This window comes from Variovorax sp. YR634, assembly GCF_900106655.1.
Classification (GTDB): domain Bacteria; phylum Pseudomonadota; class Gammaproteobacteria; order Burkholderiales; family Burkholderiaceae_C; genus Variovorax.
Map to the genome: position 1 here is coordinate 1 of NZ_FNOL01000006.1, position 20676 is coordinate 20676.

The following is a 20676-nucleotide window of genomic DNA, read 5'->3' on the forward strand; positions in this document are numbered from 1 at the left end:
CCATCGCCCAGTTCTACGACGACGGGCAAGCCATCGACGAGATCAATGGTGTTTGACGCGGTATCCGCGTCAAGATGACATGACCGGTCGCTTACGCAGCAATGGCTAGCCGGGCAACGACAGAGGGTGCCGGGTGGATCCGGCGCGGCCGGGGTGATCTACTACTGCCTAACGCGCTGGCGGGAGCTCACACATTACGTCGATGGCGGCGATCTGCCATCGGACAACAACTGGGTGAGAAACCACATTCGGCCAATCACCATCGGAAGATCCAACTGACTGTTCGCAGGTTTGCTACGGGCGTGCCAGCGCACAACGCCGGCCGCCGGCCGAAGGCCCGTATTTACTTCCTCTGGACTGCTCGCAAGGGCACTCGGCGATTGCGCGCTGACTGGCTCCAGCCTGCGCATCGGGGCCCAATGGAGGGGTATGCCCACTACGGCGATTACCTGCGGCGCAGGACATCTTTAAAGGCGATAGTGCCGTCCCTTGCCACAAGCTTAATATCACGCTTGCCCACGCTTACCAGGGGTGGTGACTCTCCCCGATACAAGTAAGGCGGTGGTCCCAACCGCGCCCGCAGTTCGTCTGAAGCAGACTGAATCATCGTGAGATCCAGGCCGCGCTCGAAATAGGCCTCGGTGCACGCAAACCACCACCCCCACTGCCTTTCAAGCACACGTGCGAGCCGAATCTTGCTGCATCGGTAGAGGCACTCGTCGAGCTCGGACGCGGTGATCTGCAGTTCGATCTCGAATGCTTCCGGATGCATGCGATCCTCGATTGAAGACTGGTCGGGGTTCATATCGACAAAGCCGATCGGTTGCCAGCCTTCCGCCAACTTCTGTACGACCTGCTCGTAGGAGTCGAACTCCTCTTCCCATCGAGGGCTATGGAAGTTACTGGGCGAAAGCCTACCAGCTAGGCGCAAGGCGCTCGTTGTAAGCATCACTCCCTTGTCAAGGGCTACGTCAAGCTGCCAATTAAGGTTGCTAACGAGACTACTAGTCCCCCTCACCTTCAAACGCAGGACTTCGCCCTCATCGGCGGTGTGATCATGTCGGCCGTATCCATTTCCAACCACCCGGATGGGCGATTCACACACAACCCCGGTCTGCGGATGGCGTGCCGTGATCAGTACATTCACATAATGAATGTGCCACTCGGTCCCGCTCCAATGGTGACTCTGAATGCGCTCGGCCCACGCGTCCACGATCTCTGCTGCCCTACGCCGTGTCACAGTGTGGTCGTCACCGACTGAACGGCTATGGGGATACGGGTGGGCCACAGTTCTGTTCAGGAAGGCGGGCGGGTCATCCCCGTCACTTTCGATGATTGTTTTAATCGCGCTGACCAGTGGCCTGAGTGACAGATGGCCCGGGACTGACAGGTCTCGGCTCGAGCGTTCGCACAAACGTTGCATCTCCCTCGCTGCAATTTCCTGCAAGGCTGGGCGAATCTTGTCGACCTCAAGGCTCGGTAGATTCTTCCAGAACACCTCATCGAATTCGATAGGAGAAAGATAGCAAGAAATGCCCCTTATCTGCGGGTCGCTGACCGCCATCTTCTCAGCGGCTTCGCGTACTCTTTTCATTTCGACCAGTTGGGCTGGCGAATAGTCACATTCCAGTTTGTCGACAATTTCGCCGCAACCGCCGCACGTCCAGATTCCATTCGAATGATGTGTGATCTCGTGGGGCGTCATTCCTGGTGGCGCCGGCCGTGGCCCGTTGGGCGAAGCAGCATAGATGTGCGACGCTCTTCCGAAATTGGCGGTTCCTACTGTACCGTCCCTCTTTGTTGCGACGCAGGTCGACGGTTTCAGGCACCCGCGGATGGCGCATTTATAGCCTGCTGCAGCCGCGAGGTGCCTGCGTGTGGCGGGTCTAAATTCAAGCCGATTGTTCGACTTGCCTTTGTGCTGATGTTTATTTACATCTCGTGAGGCCGGCATATTTCAAATTTAAAGTTGCATGCCCGCCACGGCACTTTTACATCTGATGTAGTTCCTAGCGCATTCAAGGACACCAGTCCGTTTTCGACGATGTCCGCTATCGGCTGGGAAGCGCGCCGCGATCATCATGAGCCTGATTCATTCAGAAAATCTCAACGGCCGTGACCCGTATTCGTATCGGAAGAACGTCCTGCAGCAATTGCCGACGCGGCCGTCTAATGACATCTACGAGCTGTTGCCACATCAGTGGGTACAACGCTAGCGACCGAACATGGGCAAGAGTGTGCATCCGCGCTCGCGAGCCGGGCATTCGCATCAGGCTTCGGCAGACCGTTCTACAGGGCATCTTCTGTGAAGAATTCGGCGTACCCACGATAGCGCGAGAGTGGCTCGCGCGAACGAAGCGCTGATCTTCACCGTACCTACATAGGCGCCAGGAGGCGGCCAAAGTCGCTCAGCCGCCGCAAACGGCTTACTGGCCCAAAGCAAGCCGTCAGCCGTCTGGGTGGCCGCTGCAGGCGACATCAAGTCACTGGACATTCCAAGGATAGGCCCTGTCGACCGCTTCCGCCACGGCGTAGCCGTGACGGGTCATGGCGTCAAACTGCGCGGGCGTGAGCTTGCACAGATCTGTGGGGAACGAACAGGTCAGCAGCGCGTCGGCGCTCTTGCCCTTTGGGATGAGCGCGTTGTCCATCTGCAGGTACGCGCCGACTTTAGTCCTTTTCAAGTGCTCCACCAACGGCCTGACTCTGAGGCTGCGAATCTGGTCGGACATGATGTCCGAGATCCGCTTGAACCGGAACGGATTTAGTGCCCACAACGAGAACCCTCGCTCCAGCGGCGCGCCAGCGTCCGAAACAATGATGACATCGTTGCCGTTCTTGGACATTCCCTTACCGGCATCGAAAAGTGACTCAAGGCCTAGATTGTCGTAAACCCCGCCATCATAGAGGTGCAGCCTCTTGAACGCAGGAGTCCAAGGCCTGTCGGCGCTCGGTAGCGCGCCGTAGGGTCGTTTCATCCATGTGTAGAGGCGCGTCTTGATGGTCAAGGGTCCGATGCCCCCCGGAAAAGCAGCCGAGACTGCCAAAGCGGTGCTAAGACGCATGCGCACTCTAGCGTAGCCGAATTCGTAGTCGCCCATCCCATCACTCTTGAATCGAAACCTCTTGCCGTCCTCAGCCACAGTGCCATTTATGGACCACGCAGGTAGCTCCGGCAACTCGTCCAAGTACTTCTGAACATTCCAGGCACTTTGGATAGCCCGTTCTACCAAGTTCGCCCTAGAAAGCAGGAAGCGCCAATTCGGTGGCCAGTAGAGGTACTTGGCGGCGGCCCACCGAAGGTCCGTGGAGCACATGATGCTCCGCACCTTGGCTAGCACTTGGTCAAACTCGGGTTGACTGGTCGGCCACTTCTCGCCATTTGCCGAGAAGATGAGCCCGGTGATGAGACTGCCGCCAGATACGCTGCTGATCCGAACGACGCGGTCTAACCAGCCCTTATCCGAGAGATAGCAGAGCACCCCCATGTGAAAGGCCATCGCGCGCACGCCCCCGCCAGAGAGTGCCAGCGAGACCTCTGATTTGCCAGCGGAAGGTAGGCTCTGACCAGAGGGTGCGGGCATTTTCCCGTTCATGTACCAGTCGCAGCCGAGACGGGCTTAGGCTTCGGCGCGGAGACCGAAAGGTATGGTCCACCTTTGACTGCTGGCACCAGCGCGACGCCGGCCAACTTCGGGACCAATTTGTGCAAGGCCGTACTACAGGCTCCGCGTCCACACCCTCCAGCAACGATCCGCGGCTGCTCACCCCACCCTACGTAGACGTGGCTTGGCCGCTGACCGGAGAAGCCCGTCGAAAGTGGCAACTTCCACTTCTTTTCGAGGTGAAAGTCAATGGTGCCCAAGCGCGGATGGCCATGTGAGTTGGTTGCCCCGACCGACAGGATGGCTGCAGCTCCTCGCTTCGGTGTGGGGTAGGCCTTGTCATGCAAGACCCCGCCGTGATGAGTCATGCTTAGGCCATCGAGACGAGTTCCCGTCATGACCGACGGGATGTGGCCGTACGAAGCATCACCAGGGATGAGGAAGCGCTTTCTCGTGCCTTCGCGACGTACCGTTACGGCGAGCCCAGAGTCGTTCGAGGTCTTACCAGTGCACTTCTCAATAACGAGAGTCTTACCTCGAAAAGCAGTTGTGGTGGTCTCAGGCCACTCGTAAAGCTTGCCTTTCTTGGCGAGCTCCATGGCGAACGCGTGCTGAATTGGCAACGGCTTTTTGAGTTGCGGCGCAAGCCACGTCATCTCCAAAGCCTCTTTCTGCCGCAGAGCCGAGGACCAATGATCCCAGTCCCAGTGGGTCAGGATGATGAGAGGCTCGGCCGTGAAGCAAAACCCTTTAAATTCTTTCGGAAACGTGCGTGTGTTCCCGGTGACGCCACCGCCGAAATCGATGTAAACCGACGGACGATAACAAGCCCCCAGGGCCCCATGAGCGGCCCCTTGTCCGACGTCATACGCGACAACCCCACCGACGGTGTCGATTTCGTTGAGGCGCGTTTTCAGATCCGACTTCGCGCTTTTTTCGATCAAGTTCGGACTGCGCTCTCGCAGCACCACTTCACGGGGTGGTTGATTCAAGCTTGGCCCGCCGACATTTGCCGACTTCAGATGCACGGGCAGGCCTTCGCTGAAAAGCCCTGGGTACAACAATCCGACCTCCTCTCCGGCTGCGGCCTGGAAGTACCTGAACTGATACCACACCACGTCTCCGGGTGAAGCGTTAGCAGGCCAATCGCGCAGCTTGAGATTCGTCGCTTCCAGGATAGCCAAGCGCGGCCAGTCGAGGCTTCCCCAGCCGCTTGGCTGAAGCATACCGTCAGCCCCAGCGACCACGCACTCGAAGACCAGTGGCTCTGTGGGAGAACCTTCAGCGGTCGGGTTGCCTTCGCCCACCACTTCGTAGGCTGCATAGAGCATGCCCTCCGATTGCTCGAACGGCGGCGAATAGCTAGGCGGGCTGAAGAAAGGATTGCGCAGTTGGCTCATGCTCTGACCTCTCGAAACAGTCTCGCCTCTATCACCTGTTGGCGCCCGATTTCTCTGAATCTAGACATCCTTGTGTTTCTCCTCCCTTAAGCATCCTATGTCCGCCACATTACGGCCTTCACAGCCGACTTCACACTGGACGCGTGCACCATACGGTCCTTCCACTTGGGTCAGCATCTAGTGGTGCCCATCGTCCGCGTCTCTCAGGTGCTTGTTAGCCACTCCTTTTGGAACGCCGCATTTCAGTGCCATTCGGTCTTTCTCTCAACTTGCCATGACTCTGCACATATTCGGTACGCCCGCCCTACGGGTGCGCGAGAGCTACTCGTCCCCCAGTTTGACCAATACCGGGCTATCACCGTCACCGGCGAGGACGCGAAATTTGTACCCCTCCGCCTTCTTGGATTCGAAGTAGGCCTCTAGTGCCATCGTCGCCGCCTTCCATGGCGTGCCGGGATGATCCTTCTCGTGAACGCGCTTGCGTTCCGCATCGATAGTTTTCAGGGGATAGGTGAGAACGATGTCGTATCGGCCAGACTTCTTTCTGGAATCGACAATCCACCTGACGGTCGGCAGATCGGGGTTGCCGTACTTGCCATTTGCGGACATCACGTAGGTGTTGGCATGAATCCGCTCAAAGAAGTCAGCGTCAACGTTTCTGTTGCTGCCATGATGCGGCACTTTTAGGACATCCACAAACATGGGCTTGTCGCCAAGCACGCCCGCTTCCTCCAGGCTCTCGAGAACCTTGTCACCTCGAGCATCGCCAGTGAGCAGAATGGTCTTTCGGTTGCCACCTTCTTCGAGGCCGACAAGAGCAACGATGCTGGAGAGATTCGGAACACTCTTGTCGGCATAAGCTGCCAGCGCCGCTTCTGCAGTCAGATTTTTGTCCTTGATGTATTTGTCGAATGCCTTCTGTAGCGCCTCGATCTCATCTGCACGTGGACCAAAGATTGCCATGTTGAGTCCTTCAATGGCGATGGCCTCCCGAGGACTCACGATGAGCGTAGGGTGGTCATTCACCTTGAAGGGTGCATTGAGCGAATACTTGATAGCGCCCCTACCTTTGAGAAAGGTGTAGGAGTCTCGAACGCTTCGCGACTCGCCGTGGCCAGCGAGTACGGCGGCAATATCCTCCGCGGTGTGCTCCGCTTCGTCAGCCTTCTCACCTTTTTCCTTCAGCTTCTTAGCAATCTCCTTCTGCGCCTTTCCCCCAAGCTTTCCGAAGTCACCACCTACACTGGCCGTCACTTCGTTCTCGTAGTACGCGTCCAGCTGGTCGCCAAGAATGTCGTTGAAGGTGTTGTGCCAGAGTCGTCCGATCCGAAGCATCCTCTCGTTGGGCGCCTTGCCATCTTCGATTTCCTTACTCATGGCACCGAGCATTTTCATCACGCCGACGATATGGTCGTTGTCGACATGGCTAATCATCACCAGATCCAGCATCAGCTTGTCGCCACCCGCAAGCTCTTCAAGCCGCGGACGAAGGCTCTTTTCATAAACCTGACCCGGTCCGCCGTCGATGACCGCGGTGTGCACTTCTGAAGTCTTGTTTTTCCACTGCAAGATGAGGCAGTCGCCCTCCTGCGCCGGCAGAACTTCAAGATTAAAAAGCATGTGAACTTCTCCCTCAAATGGATTGCAGCGCACGCAGAACGTCGACAAGGCCATTGCCTTGGAAATACCTCTCTCGCCCAAGGTCGGTTGCCGAGTCACAGAGAATCTTCTTGACCCTTTGCGGGTAACCTAGGAGTTCCTGGTGCCTGGCCAGCAGGAGCGCTGCCGCCCCACTGGCGAAGGGAGCCGCCATGCTGGTGCCATCCTTCGTTCGCTCGTCGCTACCAGGAACCGCTCCACGAATCTTTTCTCCCGGAGCGACCACATCCGGCTTGATGCGGCCATCCGCAGTGGGGCCGCGACCCGAGAAGAAGCTCACGCCGTGCAGATGTGGCTTCAGCCGATGCGTGGCGCCAACTGTGATGACTTGGTGCGCATTCCCTGGGTCCGTGACCGTGGAGAACAGTGCTTGGCCAAAAACCATTCCGGCTAGCCCGGTCGTTTGTTGACTCCAGCCACGATTTCCCGCCGCGGCCACGACCACCACCCCTGAATCGCTTAATCGGTCGCTTGCAACACAGACTGGCGTCACCCCGCAGCCGTACGTACCGGGGCTGTAGGGAATGGATAGGCTGATGTTCGCCCCCGCCACGATCGGCTCCTGATTGCTCTTGGAATTCAGGTATCGGAGGAAGTCCAGCGCCGAAATGACGGACGACTCCAGGTTCTCGAGGCCACCCTGCCCTTTGAGTACCCTCAGATCGTAGAGGTTGATGTCTGGACACACTCCGAGGAGCTTGGGCTTCTCCTCCGCCACCCCGTACTCCCGTCGCCAGTCCCCGCCGAGAATGCTTGCCACGTGCGTACCATGGTCCGAAGACAGCGAATCCAGGTCCGGCCGGTCAAGTTCGATGAGCGGCTCAATCAGCTTCCAATCGGGAGTGAGCTCGTTATCGAGCTGAACTGCGATGAGCTCCAGGTTCTCCGTAGCAAATTCCCTGAACTCAGGCGTGTCATCTCGACCGGGCACCTGAACAAGTTCATCAACAATCGCTCGGATTTCGGCTTTTCGGCCAGTTGAGCCCTCGCGCTCGGTCGTCAAGTCATAGCTCCGTATGCGCTCAATCTTTGTGAAATCGAACGTGCGGCGCACCCGCGACGGGGGCCTGCCGTCATGCCATTTCTTGGCAGGCGCGTCATGGTCGGCGAATGCCGGGTGACTGCCGTCAATTCCTGCATCAATGATTGCCCATGTGATGGATCGGCATGTCATGTCGAACAGGCGCTTTGCCGCGTCCGCCTTGATTGTGCCTAGTGCGTCGAAGTCGGCCAGTTCGGCCGGTCGGTCGCAGAAAACGCGCTGAATAACCAGTTGCTCTTCTGAGTCCTCTCTCATCAGGGCTCGACGCTTCTTGAACGTCGCCGACGGTTTGTATGCAGGTGTGCGCACCAGAAGCTCTTGGAAAACTGCTTGAGAGATGGCGTTGATGCTCTCCAGCATCCACTTCTCAAAGGCGATGCCGAAGCTCGTCTGACCGGATAAGGGAAAGCCATCCAGGCTGATGTTTCCTCGATCCACGGCAATGAACAGCCCGATGAGACCCAAAACGGGAGCAGCGTCGTACAGTTGCTTGGCCAGTTCCGTGTTCTTCGGTTCGCACGTCTGAAGAAAATCAGTGAGAAGGACTCCAGAAAGCCGCGCGTAGACCGCCTCGTGGACCACATGCCGGTCGTGATCAATCAGTGCAGCAATTTCGGTGAGCTTGTGTTGCTGCCACCACGCAGTCATTGGCAGCACTATGTGAATCAACTCCTGGAAGTTGACGTTCGCTATAGCGTACGAATCTAGTGCCGCCACTCCCGTGCGCCTAGCCTCCGGATCGTGTTGATGCCGGCGCGCCGCCGAAATGACGCTATGCAAGCGAGCGGCAAGTTGGGTAGTGCTGCCGCCCTGAGGGCCTGCCACCAAGATTCTGGCCTTATCGGTGCGGCGGTCTGCGTACGCGAGCCACACGTCCAATGCAACACTACCGTCCTGGGTAAAGCGGTCGACCGACTCAGCTCCTGCATTCGCCAGCAGGAAGTACTCCACCACAAAAGCGGGAACTGCTGACATGAACTCCTCCCTCACTCACCAGTTTGGCGGCTTATACGACGGACAGCGGACATGAGAACAGGATTAACCCCCCACGCCACCAAGCGAGTCTGAACGCTGTGGTGAAAAAGCACATCCCTAAGATTGGGGATGTTTACTCGTTCTCCGTAGCGATCATCGCCTCGTGCTCTTCGAGATCGGGGCCAGGCCCCTCTGACCTTTGCGATGTCGCAAAAGTCCTCCCTCGCTGGAATGAGAGCAGCAGGTATGCAATGAGGCGCCACGCTGATAGGGCCGTCATAGGTCTTGTATTCGTAGACGATGGCGGCCTGGAAGCGCAAGGGCGGCTGCTGCGCTACTACGACAAGATCGTCGTCGGGATGACCGACCACGGCTACGTGCCGTGGCACCGTCCTGCCCGCGCTGGCACGTCAGGCGGAGAGGGCCTGAAAACGCATCATCAAACCGGCATCAACAAACAAATTTGGGCGCCCGTACTCAGCTAGGCACGCCTCGGCGCGTCGAAGGATGACTCCTTCCGACCGACCCGTCGTACTGGAGAAGTCCTACCGGATCCTTGCAACTCGGCTCTTGCGGCGGCAAGCGGGCGGATTTGCAAGTCGCGAGAATGTTTGCATCTATTCTGAGAACCTACAGGCTTACACGTCGATATTCGCCGCCCGCAGCGCGTTCTGCTCGATGAACTCGCGGCGCGGCTCCACCTCGTCGCCCATCAGCATCGTGAACACACGATCGGCCTCGATCGCGTCGTCGATCTGCACGCGTAGCAGGCGGCGCACGGTCGGGTCCATCGTGGTTTCCCACAGCTGCTCGGGGTTCATCTCGCCCAGGCCCTTGTAGCGTTGGCGCGAGGTGGCGCGCTCGGCTTCGCCGATGAGCCACTTCATGGCCTGGCGGAAGTCGTCGACCTTTTCTTCCTTGGCGCGTTCGCCTTCGCCGCGCTTCACCAGCGCGCCTTCGGGGCTTAGCAGGCCGCGGAAGGTGTTGGCTGCTTCGGCGAGCGCGGCGTAGTCGGCGCCGTGCACGAAGTCTTGCGTGAGCACGCTGCTCTTGATGTTGCCGTGGTGGCGGCGGCTGATGCGCAGCAGCGGCTTGTCGGTGCGCGCGTCGAACTCGCTGCTCACCTCGGCCGGAATGCCGGTGGTGTTGAGCTCACGCAGCTTGGCCTGCAGCGCAACGGCCGATGCCTCGGCGGCGGGCGTGGTGTCGAGGTCGAGCGCCACGCCGTCGGCGATGGCGCGCAGCGCCTCGGCGTCCATGAAGTTGCGCAGGCGCGCGATCACGGCCTCGGCCACCTGGTGCTTGCGTGCCAGCTCGCCCAGGGTGTCGCCGCTCAGCGTGGTGGAGTTGGCGCCGCCGGTCTGCAGGCTCGCGTCTTTCAGCGCCACCTTGAGCAGGAAGGCGTCGAGCGCGGGGCCGTCCTTCAGGTACTGCTCTTCCTTGCCGACCTTCACCTTGTACAGCGGAGGCTGCGCGATGTAGATGTGGCCGCGCTCGACCAGCTCGGGCATCTGCCGGTAGAAGAACGTGAGCAGCAGCGTGCGGATGTGGGCGCCGTCGACGTCGGCGTCGGTCATGATGATGATGCGGTGGTAGCGCAGCTTGGCGACGTTGAAGTCGTCCGCGCCGCCGCCCGCGGTGGTCGCGCCGGCACGGCCGATGCCAGTGCCCAGCGCGGTGATCATCGTGAGAATTTCGTTGCTGGTGAGCAGCTTCTCGTAGCGAGCCTTCTCGACGTTCAGGATCTTGCCGCGCAGCGGCAGGATGGCCTGGAACTTCCGGTCGCGGCCCTGCTTGGCGGAGCCGCCGGCGGAGTCACCCTCCACCAGGTAGACCTCGCACAGCGCCGGATCTTTCTCCTGGCAGTCGGCCAGCTTGCCGGGCAGGCCCATGCCGTCGAGCACGCCCTTGCGGCGCGTCATTTCGCGGGCCTTGCGGGCGGCTTCGCGGGCGCGGGCGGCCTCGACGATCTTGCCGCAGATGATCTTGGCGTCGTTCGGGCGTTCCTGCAGGTAGTCGGTGAGCAGCTTGCCGACGATGTCCTCCACTGGCGCGCGCACTTCGCTGGACACCAGCTTGTCCTTGGTCTGGCTCGAGAACTTGGGCTCGGGCACCTTCACGCTCAGCACGCAGCACAGGCCTTCGCGCATGTCGTCGCCGGTGACTTCGACCTTCGCCTTCTTCGCGAACTCGTTCTCTTCGATGTACTTGTTGATGACGCGGGTCATCGCGGCGCGCAGGCCGGTGAGGTGGGTGCCGCCGTCACGCTGCGGGATGTTGTTGGTGAAGCACAGCACCTGCTCGTTGTAGCCGCTGTTCCACTGCATCGCCACTTCGACGCCGATGTGCGTGCCGGGGATGCCGCCGTAAGTGTCGGCCGGGCGCTCGCCCTCGGCGTAGAACGAGTTCGGATGCAGGACGGTCTTGCCCTTGTTGATGAACTCGACGAAGCCGCGCACGCCGCCGGCGCCGGAGAAGTCGTCTTCCTTGCCGGTGCGCTCGTCCTTCAGGCGGATGCGCACGCCGTTGTTCAGGAAGCTCAGTTCGCGCAGGCGCTTGCTGAGAATCTCGTAGTGGAAGTCCGAGTTCTCCTTGAAGATCTGGGTGTCAGGAAGAAAGTGCACCTCGGTGCCGCGCTTGTCGGTGTCGCCGATGATCTTCATGGGCGAGACTTCGACGCCGTTCACCGTCTCGAGCAGGCGGTTCTGCACGAAGCCGCGGCTGAATTCGAGTTCGTGGATCTTGCCTTCGCGGCGCACCACGAGGCGCAGCATCACGCTCAGCGCGTTCACGCAGCTCACGCCCACGCCGTGCAGGCCGCCCGACACCTTGTAGCTGTTCTGGTTGAACTTGCCGCCGGCGTGCAGTTCGGTGAGCGCAATTTCCGCAGCCGAGCGCTTGGGCTCGTGCTTGTCGTCCATCTTCACGCCGGTCGGGATGCCGCGGCCGTTGTCGGTAACGGAGATCGAGTTGTCGCTGTGGATGGTCACGACGATGTCGTCGCAATGGCCAGCCAGCGCCTCGTCGATGGAGTTGTCGACGACTTCGAACACCAGGTGGTGCAGGCCGGTGCCGTCGGAGGTGTCGCCGATGTACATGCCGGGGCGCTTGCGCACGGCTTCAAGCCCTTCGAGGATCGTGATGGAGCCTTCGCCGTAGCTGGTGTCGGGGGCCACGGTGTCGATCTCGGGGATGTAGACGGGCTCGGTGTGGGGCACGTCGGGCTTGTTTTCTTCAGCACTCATTCGGATATTCCTCTAACTCTCACGGCAACCGGGCGGTACGCTGTTCCATTCTGGAAATACCGCGGAACCGGCTCTGCCGGGCCGCTGGTATTGCCCCCTGCAGGGGGTTGGCGGCCACACGAAGTGGGCAAGCCTGGGGGTGAATCAAGCTCTTTCTAGATACGCATCGGCATCACGACGTACTTGAAAGATGCGTTCTCGGGGATGGTTAACAAGGCCGAGCTGTTGGAGTCGGCAAGGTCCAGCTTGACCATGTCCTGGTCCATGTTCGACAGCGCGTCGATCAGGTAGGTCACGTTGAAGCCGATTTCGATGGCGTCGCCGCCGTAGTCGATGTCGAGTTCGTCTTGCGCCTCTTCCTGCTCGGCGTTGTTCGACGCGATTCGCAGCGTGCCCGGCTCGATGTTCAGGCGCACGCCCTTGAACTTCTCGCTGGTCAGGATGGCGGTGCGCTGCAGGCTGGCCAGCAGTGGTGCACGGCCCAGCGTGACAGTGTTCTTGTGGTTCTTCGGGATGACGCGGTTGTAGTCGGGGAACTTGCCCTCGACCAACTTGGTGACGAACTCCATGCCGCCGAAGCTGAACTTGGCCTGGTTGTTCGCGAACTGCATCTCGATGGCGCCTTCGGCGTCGGACAGCAGGCGCTGCATTTCGAGCACGGTCTTTCGCGGCAGGATGACTTCCTGGCGCGGCACTTCGACGTCGAGCGTGGCCGACGAGAACGCCAGGCGGTGGCCGTCGGTGGCCACCAGGCTCAGCTGCTTGCCTTCGGCAACGAACAGGATGCCGTTCAGGTAGTAGCGGATGTCGTGCACGGCCATGGCGAACGACACCTGCGAGAGCAGGTCTTTCAGCGTCTTTTGCGGCACGCTGAACACGGGGCCGAAATTGGCTGCTTCCTGAACCAGCGGAAAGTCTTCGGCGGGCAGCGACTGCAGCGTGAAGCGGCTCTTGCCGCCCTTGAGCACCAGCTTGCTCGCGCTCGATTCGAGGCTCACGGTCTGGTCGGCCGGCATGGTGCGCAGGATGTCGATCAGCTTGCGCGCGCCGATGGTGGTGGTGAAGTTGCCTTCGTCGCCGCCGAGTTCGGCGGTGGTGCGGATCTGGATTTCGAGGTCGCTCGTGGTCAGCTGCAGCTGGCCGCCGGTCTTGCGGATCAGCACGTTCGCCAGGATCGGCAAGGTGTGACGCCGCTCGACGATGCCCGCCACCGACTGCAGCGCGGCGAGGACTTTGTCTTGGTTTGCCTTCAAAACGATCATGTCTTCTTCCTCTTCTCTATCTCTTTGAATCAGCCTGTAAGACGCCATTCTCCGCTGTCGCGAGGGGCACCCTTGATGACATTCGGCGGTCAGCCCTTGAGCGTCTGTTCGAGCACGTGGAGCTGCTGGTTGAGCTCGGTGAGCTGCTGGCGCTCGCCCGAGATCTTGCGCACCGCGTGCAGCACCGTCGTGTGGTCGCGCCCACCGAACAGCTCGCCGATTTCCGGCAGGCTTTTCTGCGTGAGCTCCTTGGCCAGGTACATCGCGATCTGCCGTGGCCGCGCAATGCTGGCCGGGCGTTTCTTGCTGTACATGTCGGCGACCTTGATCTTGTAGTAGTCGGCCACCGTCTTCTGGATATTCTCGACGGAGATCTGCCGATTCTGGATCGACAGCAGGTCGCGCAGCGCCTCGCGCGCCAGGGCGATCGAGATCTCCTTCTGGTTGAAGCGCGAATACGCCAGGATCTTGCGCAGCGCCCCTTCGAGCTCGCGCACATTCGAGCGCACGTTCTTGGCGACGAAGAAGGCCACTTCTTCCGGCATTTCGGCCGATTCGGCGCGCGCCTTGTTGATCAGGATGGCCACGCGCATTTCAAGCTCGGGCGGCTCGATGGCCACCGTGAGGCCCGAATCGAAGCGCGAAACCAGGCGCTCGTGGATGTCCGCCAGCCCCTTCGGATAGGTGTCGCTGGTCATCACGATGTGCGACTTCTTGGCGAGCAGGGCCTCGAACGCGTTGAAGAACTCTTCCTGCGTCCGGTCCTTGTTGGCGAAGAACTGCACATCGTCGATCAGCAACAGATCGAGCGAGTGGTAGCGCTCCTTGAACTCATCGAAAGTCTTGCGCTGATAGGCTTTGACCACATCCGACACGAATTGCTCGGCGTGGATGTAGAGAACTTTGGAATCCGGCTTGTCGGCCAGCAGCCGGTTACCCACAGCGTGCATCAGGTGGGTCTTGCCCAGGCCGACGCCGCCGTAGATGAAAAGCGGGTTGTAAAGATGGCCAGGCATGCCAGCCACGTGCATGGCCGCGGCGCGCGCCATGCGGTTGGCCGTGCCCTCGACCAAGGTGTCGAAAGTGAGGCCGGAATTCAGGCGGTTCTTGAAGCCGGCCGCGGCCGGCTCCTCGCCCGGTCCGGCCACGTCGCGCGGCACGTCCGTTTCGGTCATGACGGCCACGGGTGCAGAGCGCACGGGCACTTCGCGCGGAGCGAGCGCTAACTCGATGGCAACCGGCTGGCCGTACATCTTCTCGGCCATGGCTGCGATCTTGCCGGCGTACTGGGCCCGGATCCAGTCGAGCTTGAAGCGGTTGGCAACGAACACCGTCATGCGCGACAGGTCGTCGGCGACCTGCGCTGTCAGGGGCTTGATCCAGGTGTTGAACTGCTGCTCGGACAGCTCCTGCGCGAGCTGGTCGACGCAGGCCTGCCACAGGCTTTCGCCGATGCCGTCAGTCGACATGGGCGCTTGAAAAAGTGATGAGACCCTCGGGCATTTTTGGTATAGGTATTGTGGATATTCTCTGCTGGAAGGCGCTCGGCATTCTAACTTGTCAAAACCTTATCCACACGCTGGCCGGCATGTCGAAAGGCCCGCAAATCTGCTCGAAGATTGTTCCGGCGGCCAATGTTTGCGATAATTGCGGGTTTCCCTGAAAACCTCATTGCGTCTTTCGGGGGCCATCCGAAACACGCTCCCCAGCGCCCGCAGGTTTTTTCATGCGGAAATCAGGGAATCTGGAACCATCATGAAACGCACATACCAAGCATCCAAAGTCCGCCGCGCCCGTACCCACGGCTTCCTGGTCCGCATGAAGACCCGCGGCGGCCGTGCCGTCATCAACGCACGCCGCGCCAAGGGCCGCAAGCGCCTAGCCGTCTGACGGCAGACCACCTGCCGTTGCCAGCAGCCGACACGTCAGCGCAGGCTCCCGCAGCCAGCGCTTCCGGTCCAACCGGCAATGACGTGCACAGCCCGGCTTCCATGCAGCGGCTCAAGACCCGCGCGCAATTCCAGGCCGTCCTCGCAGGTGCCACCGTGGCGCGCACTGCTCATTTCGCATTGCATCGCTGTGCGCTCGATCTCGCATCGAGCGCACAGCCGTTGTTCGCGTCCGACGACGTCTGGCTGGGTGCCATGGTGCCCAAGCGCTGGGCGCGTCGTGCTGTCACGCGCAATGCCATCAAGCGTCAGATCTACGCCGTGAGTGCCGCTCCCGGCGTCGCCTTGCCGCGTGCTGCGCACGTGGTGCGCCTGCGCGCCGGTTTCGACCGCAAGGAATTCGTGAGCGCCACCTCGGACAAGCTCAAGGCCGCCGTGCGCGCCGAGCTCCAGCAACTGCTGGCGCGGGCTGCGCGCACCCCCGCGGCGCCTGCGGCACCTTCTTCTTCGCCATGAAACGCCTGCTGATCGGCCTCGTGAAGGCCTACCGCCTGCTGCTGAGCCCCTGGCTCGGCCAGTCGTGCCGCTTCACGCCGACCTGCTCCGTGTATTCGATCGAGGCGCTCGAGGTGCACGGCGCGCTCAAGGGCAGCTACCTGACTCTGCACCGCATCGCGCGCTGCCAGCCCTGGTGCCAGGGCGGCCACGATCCGGTTCCACCGAAATCTCAGCGTCGCACTGACAAGTCAGGATCGCTGTTTTCGTCTCTTCTCTCCTCCGACAAGAAGTCTTCGTCATGAACGATATCCGCCGCACGATACTGTGGGTGATTTTTGGGTTCTCGCTGGTGCTGCTGTGGGACCAATGGCAGGTCTTCAACGGCAACAAGCCGACCTTCCTGCCGTCGACCAAGCCGGCCGCCACGGCCGCCGCCCCAGCCAACGCACCTGCAGCCAGCAACGGCGTGCCGACCGCATCCGGCACCAGCGGCAACGCCGGCGCCGTGCCCACGCAAGCCGCCGCGGCCGCGCCGCGCGAGCAGGTCAACGTGACCACCGACCTGTTCAAGGCAACGATCGACAGCGAAGGCGCCACGGTCAACCACCTCGAGCTGCTGAAGTACGACGAAGCCGACCGCACCAAGCATGTGGTGCTGTTCGAAAACGGCTCGTCCGCCACGCGCTACGTCGCGCAGACCGGCCTGCTGAACCAGGTCGACACTGGTGAGCGCTTCCCCAACCACCTGACGCCGATGACGCCGAAGGCCGGTCCGCGCGAAATGGCCGATGGCCAGAACACGCTGGAAGTGGGCTTCGAGAGCGCCCCCGTCGGCGGCCTGAAGTACATCAAGACCTACGTGTTCCACCGCGGTGACTACACCATCGGCGTGCGCCACGAAGTCGTCAACGTGAGCGACCAGCCGCGCGACGCGCAGCTCTACATGCAGCTGCTGCGCCACGGCACGGTGGCCGCCAGCACCATGTTCGGCACCAACACCTTCACCGGTCCGGCCGCGTACACCAACGAGAAGAAGTTCCACAAGCTCGACTTCAAGGACATCGCCAAGGGCAAGATCGAGCCGCCTCCGCCGGCCAACGACGGCTGGATCGCGATGGTGCAGCATTACTTCGTGTCGGCCTGGCTGCTCAAGGGCGACCCGGCCAGCGAGCAGCTGCGCCGCGAGTTCCGCGTGAAGGACCTGGGCGACAACCTCTTCACCGTTGCCATGGTGGCCACGCTGCCGAAGATCGCCCCGGGCGCCACGCAGGTCGTGAACAGCGCGCTGTTCGCCGGCCCCGAGGAAGAAAAGAAGCTCGAGGCCATCGCCCCCGGCCTGGACCTGGTGAAGGACTACGGCATCTTCGCGATCATCTCCAAGCCGCTGTACTGGCTGCTGAACCAGCTGCACGGCATCCTGGGCAACTGGGGCTGGTCGATCGTCGCGCTGGTGGTGCTGCTGAAGGCGGCCTTCTACTGGCTCAATGCCAAGGCCTACGCCAGCATGGCCAAGATGAAGGCCATCAATCCGAAGATCATGGAAATGCGCGAGCGGCTGAAGGACAAGCCGCAGGAAATGCAGCAGGAAATGATGCGGATCTACAAGACCGAAAAGGTCAATCCGATGGGCGGCTGCTTCCCCATCGTGATCCAGATCCCGGTGTTCATCGCGCTCTACTGGGTGCTGCTGTCGTCGGTCGAAATGCGCCATGCACCGTGGATCGGCTGGATCACCGACCTGTCGGCACCGGACCCCTGGTACATCCTGCCGGTCGTGATGACGGCCACCTCGCTGTTCCAGACCTGGCTCAACCCGACGCCGCCCGATCCGATGCAGGCCAAGCTGATGTGGATCATGCCGCTCGCGTTCAGCGTGATGTTCATCTTCTTCCCGGCCGGCCTGGTGCTGTACTGGATCACGAACAACGTGCTGTCGATCGCGCAGCAGTGGTTCATCAACAAGCGACTGGGCGTGCTCGGCACCAAGTAGCGGCACACCACCCCAGCCATCCCACGAAGGGCCGCGTCAGCGGCCCTTTTTGCTGAAAGAATCTGCCCATGCTCGCCCGCACCACCGATCCCATCGTCGCCGTCGCCACAGCCTCAGGGCGCGGGGCGGTCGGCATCGTGCGGGTGTCGGGCGCGAAGCTGGCGCCGTTGATCGAAGCCCTCTGTGGCCGCGTGCTCAAGCCGCGCGAGGCCACCTACCTGCCGTTCCGCGATGCGGACGGCGAGCCTGTCGACCACGGCCTGGCCATTCACTTCCCTTCGCCGAACTCTTTCACTGGCGAGGACGTGCTCGAGCTGCAGGCCCACGGAGGCGCGGTCGTGCTGCAGCTGCTGCTGGCGCGCTGCCTCGAAGCCGCGGCCGAGCCCGACCCCGTCACCGGCCGCCCCCGCCTGCCCGGCCTGCGGGTGGCCGAGCCCGGCGAGTTCAGCCAGCGGGCATTTCTCAACGGAAAGATCGACCTGGCGCAAGCCGAGGCCATTGCCGACCTGATCGACGCCAGCACCGAGGCCGCCGCGCGCAGTGCCGGGCGTTCGCTGTCGGGTGCGTTCTCGCGCGAGATCCACACGCTGCGCGACGCGCTGATCCACCTGCGCATGCTGGTCGAGGCCACGCTCGACTTTCCGGAAGAGGAAATCGACTTCCTGCAGAAGGCCGATGCCACCGGGCAGCTGGCAAGGCTGCAGTCGCAACTCGCCGCCGTGCAGCAGCGTGCGCGCCAGGGCGCGTTGCTGCGCGAGGGCATCAAGGTCGTGATTGCGGGGCAGCCCAACGCGGGCAAGAGTTCGCTGCTCAACGCACTGGCCGGTGCCGAGCTGGCCATCGTGAGCGCGGTGGCGGGCACCACGCGCGACGTGGTCTCGCAGACCATCCAGATCCACGGCGTGCCGCTGCACGTGGCCGACACCGCCGGCCTGCGCGAGAGCAGCGACGAGGTCGAGCAGATTGGCGTGGCGCGCGCCTGGGGCCAGATCGAAAGCGCCGATGCCGTGCTGTTCCTGCACGACCTCACCCGCGCGCACCTGGACGACTACGCCGCCGCCGATGCGGAGATCCTGGCCGGCCTGCGGCAGAAGCTGCCCGCGAGCGTGCCGGTGCTCGATGTCTGGAACAAGCAGGACGCAGCGCCCGCTACCCACCCCGAGCAAGGCATCGCCCTGTCCGCCAAGACCGGCCTGGGCATCGAGGCCCTGCGCGAACAGCTGCTGGCCATGGCCGGCTGGCAGGCCGTGCCCGAGGGCGTGTACCTTGCGCGGGCGCGCCACGTGCAGGCGCTGGCCCGGGTCGAAACGCACCTGGCGCTGGCCGCCAGCCACCTGGCGGCACAGGCCCAGCTGCTCGATCTGCTGGCCGAAGAGTTGCGGCTGGCCCAGAACGCCCTGAACGAGATCACCGGCGAATTCGGCGCGGATGACCTGCTGGGGGTCATCTTTTCGCGCTTCTGCATTGGTAAATAACTACAGGCGACCTGAAAAACGTAAACAGTTGTAGCCGAACCTCGCGGCCATCGCGGATACTTCGGCTCACATCGGGGGCCGAAGAAACATGTCAATCCAGAACCTGAGCCGCGCCATCGCGGAGAACATGAGCACCGACGCGTTTGCGTTGACGTTCAATGTCCAGCAGTGGGAAACGCTGGCGGGCTATCTGCAGCCCATCGATGCCGGCGTCGGTGACATATTGATCGAGCAGGGCACGCCCGACCGCTCGGTGTTCTTCATCGAGAGCGGCGCCATCAGCGTGCACCGTGTCAGCAGCAAGGAGCAGATGCGGCTGGCCGTGCTCACGCCCGGCTCGGTGGTCGGCGAAGGCTCGTTCTTCTCGCGGCAGCCGCATTCGGCCAACGTGGTGGTCACTGGCGCGGGCCGCGTGTGGCGGCTCACGGCGATCCGCTTTGCGGAAATGTCGAACCGCCAGCCCAACATGGCGCTGGAGATCGCGATGGCGCTCGGCGCCGTGATCGCCAAGCGCATGGCGCACCGCTCCAAGCGCGTCGCCGTGACCTGACGAAACCCCCATCGCCCGCCGCCGGATAGTCGACCAGCAAGCCAGTTTCCGTTCTGGACCCCGAGAGTAGAGAGTAGTCAGCAAGTAAGCCATGGCCCTGATCTGTCCGGTCTGCAGCACGGAAAACCGTGACGGCGCGAATTTCTGCAGGAGTTGCGGCGTCAAGCTGTCCGCCGCGGGAGACCGGATTCCGCCGCCGCCGAGCCCTGAACGCGAATGGGCCACCACCGCCCCCGCCCAGTTGCGCGCGCCGACCATTCCGGCGCCGCTGTTCGACCCGGAGGAGCCGCCGCCGCCCGCGCGCTCGTCGTTCTTCAGCCGGACGCCCGCCGCGCGGCAGAGCAACGAACACTCACAGACCGTGTTGATGGTGCACGACGACGGGTTGCCGCGCTCGCCCGCGCCGCCCGCTGCGTCGCCGGGGCTGGAGTCGACTTGGGCCTTGAAGCCCGAAATGAAGAAGAGACGCCGGACCAAGGTCCGGCAGTCCGTACCGGTCGAACGGCCGCCGCGCAAGCGCGTGATCCTGCTGTGGCTCGGCCTGCTGGTGGTTGCGGTGGCGATGATCGTCGCGGGCTGGTACGGCTACGGGACGCGCAAGGCGCCTGCCGCCGCCGAAGGGGCTGCGCCGGCCGTCGAGGCCCCCGCTCCCGCGGCCCCGCCGCTGCCGCCGCCGACCGAGTCGTCACCGCCTGCAGCGCCCGCGGCGCCGGCGGACCCCCAGCCCGTCGAGCCAGCCGAGACGCCGCCTGCCGCGGAAGCCGCACCTGCACCCAAGCCCGTTGCCAAGCCGCGCAAGCAGGCGACCGCCGCCGTGCAGCCGTCGAACGCGCCTGAACCCGCTGCTGCTCCGGTCGCCGCTCCCGCTCCGCCGCCGGCACCTGCCGCCCCTGCCGAGCCTCAGGCCATGTGCGGCGACCGCAACTTCATCGCCAAGGCACAGTGCATGGCGGCGCAGTGCCTGAAGCCCGAGTTCAAGGCCCATGCGCAGTGCGAAGCAGTGCGTCGTCAGCAGCGACTCGAAGAAGAAAAGCGCAACCCGAGCCTGATCAACTGATCGGCCGGGACCGAAGCGAAGGCTGCCGG

16 protein-coding genes and 2 pseudogenes are annotated in these 20676 nt (G+C 62.1%); 10 read left to right on the forward strand and 8 right to left on the reverse strand.

Annotated elements, in window-relative coordinates; translation table 11 throughout:
- Positions 1–108 precede the first annotated feature (108 nt).
- Positions 109–279: pseudogene (locus tag BLV60_RS12760) on the forward strand (transposase); the annotation flags it as partial.
- A 166-nt stretch (positions 280–445) separates the two neighbouring features.
- Here BLV60_RS12760 and BLV60_RS12765 read toward each other — a convergent pair.
- Positions 446–1705 (reverse strand): hypothetical protein, encoded by a 1260-nt coding sequence (locus BLV60_RS12765; RefSeq protein ID WP_143042584.1) that lies wholly within the window; start codon positions 1703–1705, stop codon positions 446–448.
- Between the two features lie 346 nt (positions 1706–2051).
- Between BLV60_RS12765 and BLV60_RS12770 the strand changes: the two are divergent.
- Positions 2052–2216 (forward strand): annotated as a pseudogene (locus tag BLV60_RS12770) (transposase domain-containing protein); the annotation flags it as partial.
- A 267-nt stretch (positions 2217–2483) separates the two neighbouring features.
- Here the strand turns inward: BLV60_RS12770 and BLV60_RS12775 are convergent.
- The 4 genes from BLV60_RS12775 to BLV60_RS12790 form a co-directional block, all read right to left on the reverse strand.
- Positions 2484–3584 carry a patatin-like phospholipase family protein gene (locus tag BLV60_RS12775; RefSeq protein WP_093055478.1) on the reverse strand — a complete coding sequence of 367 codons (1101 nt, stop codon included), beginning with the start codon at positions 3582–3584 and terminating at the stop codon, positions 2484–2486.
- Between the two features lie 8 nt (positions 3585–3592).
- Positions 3593–5005 carry a ComEC/Rec2 family competence protein gene (locus tag BLV60_RS12780; RefSeq protein WP_093054964.1) on the reverse strand — a complete coding sequence of 471 codons (1413 nt, stop codon included), beginning with the start codon at positions 5003–5005 and terminating at the stop codon, positions 3593–3595.
- A 321-nt stretch (positions 5006–5326) separates the two neighbouring features.
- Positions 5327–6679, reverse strand: coding sequence for a ComEC/Rec2 family competence protein (locus BLV60_RS12785; protein WP_176928789.1), 1353 nt, complete (start codon positions 6677–6679; stop codon positions 5327–5329).
- On the reverse strand, positions 6639–8681 hold the full coding sequence (locus tag BLV60_RS12790; RefSeq protein ID WP_143042585.1) for a S8 family serine peptidase: 2043 nt from the start codon (positions 8679–8681) through the stop codon (positions 6639–6641). The genes BLV60_RS12785 and BLV60_RS12790 overlap by 41 nt, the downstream gene beginning before the upstream one ends.
- A gap of 251 nt (positions 8682–8932) precedes the next feature.
- Here BLV60_RS12790 and BLV60_RS34070 point away from each other — a divergent pair, with 251 nt between their 5' ends.
- Positions 8933–9166: a hypothetical protein gene (locus tag BLV60_RS34070; protein WP_143042586.1), complete on the forward strand. Its 234-nt coding sequence runs from the start codon at positions 8933–8935 to the stop codon at positions 9164–9166.
- A 153-nt stretch (positions 9167–9319) separates the two neighbouring features.
- Here BLV60_RS34070 and gyrB read toward each other — a convergent pair whose 3' ends face one another.
- From gyrB to dnaA, 3 genes are all read right to left on the reverse strand, one after another.
- Positions 9320–11926, reverse strand: a complete 2607-nt coding sequence (gyrB, locus tag BLV60_RS12795) for a DNA topoisomerase (ATP-hydrolyzing) subunit B (protein ID WP_093054970.1) — start codon at positions 11924–11926, stop codon at positions 9320–9322.
- Between the two features lie 155 nt (positions 11927–12081).
- A complete protein-coding gene (gene dnaN, locus BLV60_RS12800) occupies positions 12082–13188 on the reverse strand; it encodes a DNA polymerase III subunit beta (protein ID WP_093054972.1) in 1107 nt (368 codons plus the stop codon).
- An 89-nt stretch (positions 13189–13277) separates the two neighbouring features.
- Positions 13278–14657: a chromosomal replication initiator protein DnaA gene (gene dnaA, locus BLV60_RS12805; protein WP_019653666.1), complete on the reverse strand. Its 1380-nt coding sequence runs from the start codon at positions 14655–14657 to the stop codon at positions 13278–13280.
- A 286-nt stretch (positions 14658–14943) separates the two neighbouring features.
- Between dnaA and rpmH the strand changes: the two genes are divergently transcribed.
- The 7 genes from rpmH to BLV60_RS12840 all read left to right on the forward strand — a co-directional run bounded on the left by rpmH (position 14944) and on the right by BLV60_RS12840 (position 20647).
- On the forward strand, positions 14944–15078 hold the full coding sequence (gene rpmH, locus BLV60_RS12810) for a 50S ribosomal protein L34 (protein ID WP_007834827.1): 135 nt from the start codon (positions 14944–14946) through the stop codon (positions 15076–15078).
- 101 nt (positions 15079–15179) lie between these two features.
- Positions 15180–15593, forward strand: coding sequence for a ribonuclease P protein component (locus tag BLV60_RS12815; protein ID WP_093054974.1), 414 nt, complete (start codon positions 15180–15182; stop codon positions 15591–15593).
- Entirely contained in the window at positions 15590–15877 is a 288-nt protein-coding gene (yidD, locus tag BLV60_RS12820) for a membrane protein insertion efficiency factor YidD (protein WP_093054976.1), read from the forward strand. Before BLV60_RS12815 ends, yidD begins: the two co-directional genes overlap by 4 nt.
- On the forward strand, positions 15874–17565 hold the full coding sequence (yidC, locus tag BLV60_RS12825) for a membrane protein insertase YidC (RefSeq protein WP_093054978.1): 1692 nt from the start codon (positions 15874–15876) through the stop codon (positions 17563–17565). Before yidD ends, yidC begins: the two co-directional genes overlap by 4 nt.
- A 68-nt stretch (positions 17566–17633) precedes the next feature.
- Complete coding sequence (gene mnmE / locus BLV60_RS12830) at positions 17634–19040, forward strand: tRNA uridine-5-carboxymethylaminomethyl(34) synthesis GTPase MnmE (protein ID WP_093054980.1); 1407 nt, start codon at positions 17634–17636, stop codon at positions 19038–19040.
- An 88-nt stretch (positions 19041–19128) separates the two neighbouring features.
- The gene (locus tag BLV60_RS12835; RefSeq protein WP_093054982.1) at positions 19129–19590 is read left to right on the forward strand and encodes a Crp/Fnr family transcriptional regulator; all 462 of its coding nucleotides are present in this window, start codon (positions 19129–19131) and stop codon (positions 19588–19590) included.
- Between the two features lie 91 nt (positions 19591–19681).
- Positions 19682–20647 carry a zinc ribbon domain-containing protein gene (locus BLV60_RS12840; RefSeq protein ID WP_093054984.1) on the forward strand — a complete coding sequence of 322 codons (966 nt, stop codon included), beginning with the start codon at positions 19682–19684 and terminating at the stop codon, positions 20645–20647.
- Positions 20648–20676 lie beyond the last annotated feature (29 nt).